Annotated in this window: 2 protein-coding genes and 1 pseudogene; 1 reads left to right on the forward strand and 2 read right to left on the reverse strand. The window is 54.3% G+C overall.

The genetic code is table 11. The features are described from left to right. On the forward strand, positions 1 to 512 hold a 512-nt coding region (locus tag WBB95_RS05170; protein ID WP_424486580.1), incomplete at its 5' end, for a transposase. Positions 513 to 982: 470 nt separating this feature from the next. On the opposite strand, the gene WBB95_RS05175 is transcribed toward WBB95_RS05170, so the two are convergent. Then, positions 983 to 3,253 (reverse strand): FUSC family protein, encoded by a 2,271-nt coding sequence (locus WBB95_RS05175; protein WP_424486581.1) that lies wholly within the window; start codon positions 3,251 to 3,253, stop codon positions 983 to 985. A 42-nt stretch (positions 3,254 to 3,295) separates the two neighbouring features. Beyond that, positions 3,296 to 3,632, reverse strand: a pseudogene (locus tag WBB95_RS05180) (HlyD family secretion protein); the annotation flags it as partial.

Here is a 3,632-nt window from a genome sequence, read left to right on the forward strand (position 1 = left end):
GCCGGACTATTATCGTGGTCACGACGTTGCTCGATGCCGAGGAAGTTACTGCACGCGACCTGGCGCAGATCTACCGTGCGAGATGGAACGCCGAACTCGATCTGAGGTCACTGACGCAAACGATGCAGATGGACATCTTACGGTGCAAGACACCGGAGTTGGTGCGGAAGGAAATCTGGACGCACATCTTGGCCTACAATCTCATCCGCACGATTATCGCCCAGGCCGCCAGCGCACATGATGTTGAACCGCGAACCATCAGTTTCAAAGGAGCAATCCAGACACTCGAAGCGTTCCAACCGTTGATTGCGATTCAGAGCGAACGCGACGCAACGCATGGTCGAAGCCTCTACCAACAACTAATCGACGCCATCGCAACTCATCGCGTTGCCGACAGACCAGACCGGTTTGAACCTCGTAAAAGAAAACGCCGGCCAAAGAAATACGATCGAATGATGAAACCCAGGCACGAACTCAAACGAGATATTCTTAAAGGACTTAGGGAGATCTAAGTGCCATTCGACGGTTAGTCCTGAGGGCGCAAAGCCGGCCGCGTATCTAACGCAGGACGGGGCCCCGTTGCGCGCGGAGGTGTGATTCACCTCTGTAGTTTTAGCGCAATCAAAAACTTCCGAGGTGTTGTCGACCTGTGCGCGCAACGACGTCGGACTTTCTGCGATAGGAGTTGTCGACCTACGCGCTTTCACGGTGACGAGGCTGGCTGCTGAGAACCGTGATCTCGCGCCATCAATCGGATGACAGCAGCCGCGTTGCTCGTAGCACACTCGTCCGCGTCGGGGGGCCGCTGCATCACTCATGCTCGGCCGGCAACCTTCGCCGGTCCAATTTGTGCCGTTTTTCGGTCGTATCCTGAGACGTCCTATAAAACGTGATCGAACAATTCGAAAATCGAAGGCGACTCACTTCACGAATAGTTCGACGGTCTGGTGCGTTTGGGCAGAGGACACAGGCCGAGCCGCGTTCAGATATAAGAGCGCTCCCACTGTCGCCAATCAAGAGCGTCGACACATTCACGGCACCGGTCGATGGATTCTGCCAAGGCTCGATAATATCCCGCCAGAACGAGAGCGCGGCCGGCAGTTCCTCGACCAATTGCATCAACCGCCGGATTGCCACGTAAAGCATCGAGCTGATGATGATACTCCTCGATCAACGCGCTGTTATCCGGTAACCCACCGATGGGTCCATGCCCGATGATTGTTTGCTCAATTGCCTTCAGAGAGTCCCCGAAGGATTTTCGCAACTCGCGTACTGCCGCGGCCAAAGAAGCAAACGATGGATCATCAGGAGTCTGAATCCGCGCGTGCTCAGTCAATTCAATGCGGAAGATTAGCGATTGCATCGAAGCAAGCAATTCGCTCACCTTTTTGGAATCATTTTGAGGGGCACGTCGCGGATCGATCAAATGCGTCGAAAGGCCACAAGTTTTGAAGCGGCTGAGCAAACCAGCCTGCTGGACTCCCAAAAATGATTTGCCACGCTCGGTCCATGGAGGGGACGCGCCAAGTGCGACAAGCGTCTGCCCGCAATTTTGAAAGAACCCCAATATGTTTCGCCGCAATGTTTGTTCCGGTGTAGACCAGGCAAAGAATTGAAGCAGAATCATGGGAACGATGAACCCGCCACAGTCACCGATCAGCGCATTGGAAAACGTGGAAAACGAGTAGGACTGCTGGAGAGAGATGGACGTCAGTCCACACACAAGCATGCCGCCGAACTTTCCCACAAACATCTTGGTGACATTAGCCGAGTTGATCAGGTAACAGAACGGCAGCGTTGCCAAAAAGAATACCACCGCAAGCTGGAAATATCCGTCCAGAGGACGCATCAGACCAAAATAGAGAATCGCAGCAACGACAGGGCCAATGACGAGTGAAAGCAGGATGCCACGCCGCGGCATCGCCGGGAATAGCGCATTGAAACTAACCACTACGACCGAATACAACATCAGCTTGCCCGTCCCACTGGGCCAATTACTCAACACCCATAGATACGCAACTGCAATCATCACCAGAACAGCGATGGCCGACTTAATCAGTCGTGGTGCGAAGGGAGGCGCGGCCGAGTGGTGTTTTACTACGGCACGTGCCTCGGTTCGTGCTTTGCCGGTTTCGACGCTGGCTAGGGAGTTGTGTACCGTGCTAATCTGTGTTGCGAGTTGAGCAAGCTTTTCCTGCAGGCCAAGCAGCGCGCCCTTGCTCATGATGTCCACTTCTGACGATTCGATCTCATCTGCCAGCTTGTGAAGAAAAGGATCGAGTGAGTCGCGGCCTTGAACAATTTCGCCAAGGCGCGAACCGTCGCGGGGTCCAGGGACCGCCTCGGCCAAATTCTGCATCTGATCGTTCAATTTCTGCGTTATCTGTCGCAAAGTCGGAGATTGGTGGACGAAATCGCTGAGAACCGGGATCGACTGGCATATATCCAGGTGTTCACGAACGGTGACCATCGCGTGCGCCAGAGAAGTGAACTGGTCGAGTAAGCACTTGTAGGAGACCTCAAATCGTTTCATCCGCCAACTGTCAATCGCCGCGGTCTGCAAAGTCGCTGCCGGTTTAGATAGCCCCTGGATGACACGTTGCTCAGTGCGAATTAGATCCGCGCGCCCGTCTTTTCCCTCGACAGTCTCAACCATTAGTCGCAGGAGATCTCGGCAATTCTCGGTGTTCGCCCGCAGTTGTTCCTCGAAAATCGTCGCTGTGTTTGTCGGCCAGAGCAAACTGTGTACAAGTGAATCGACGACGACGGCAAGCAGAATTGCCGAGCCCCACGCGACCCCGAACTCAAAAGAACCGTCTGGATTTTCAAGTGATCCATAGCCAATCAACACCATCGACACGGCGCCGAGCAAGTAAGCGTAGAAGTAACGATTGCCTTGCAAGCAGAACACCACAACGCCCACCGCCACCGATATGGCAACAATGAAAAGAACGCGATCTTGGGCAAACAATGCCAGCAGAACGAGTGCAGCAAGCCAGCCCGTAATCCCTCCGATAAAGCGCATGATGCCTGTTTGGATCGTGCTTGCCGAGAAACCCTTTTGGATCATCAGAGCCGTGGTGGCGCCGATCCCTGCACTGATGTTCCCAAGCCAAAAGGCGATTCCTATCGTGAGCACGATGGCCAAGCTCGATTTCATCGCCAACAGAAGGCTCGCGAGGTCAATCGCGTTGAAGATGCGCATCGGTAGCGCCAATAAATGGTGGAAAAGTGACGAGGCGGGCGCCGGCATTACCGAGTCTTGAGAAGTTGTGCTCACAGACGTTCTCGTCAATCAGTTGTTGCTCGGCTCGATCGAGATCGAAGCAGTCGTGCCCGACACAAGTTGGATGTTGTCGGGGATCTCTTCCAGGCGAATCGTCACCGGAACGCGCTGCGCCAGTCGTACCCAATCGAACGTCGGTTCGATTTGAGGGACGACGCCCATTTCACCTTCCGTCGAAGCGACGTCTGGCGGGTTGGTTGCACGGCCGATGGTGTCAACGACACCCTCAATCGGTTGGTCGTGATGGCCCATCAGCGTAACAATCGCTCGATCACCTTGCTTGATGTGTCTTAGTTTCGTTTCCTCGAAATAGGCATGCACTCGAAACGTATTGCTATCGACAAAG

This window comes from Pseudomonas sp. (genome assembly GCF_049645325.1).
Classification (GTDB): domain Bacteria; phylum Pseudomonadota; class Gammaproteobacteria; order Pseudomonadales; family Pseudomonadaceae; genus Aquipseudomonas.

Excerpts from the sequence above, each read along its gene's own strand:
- WBB95_RS05175 (WP_424486581.1), bottom strand. The coding sequence starts at position 3,253 with ATGCCGGCGCCCGCCTCGTCACTTTTCCACCATTTATTGGCGCTACCG.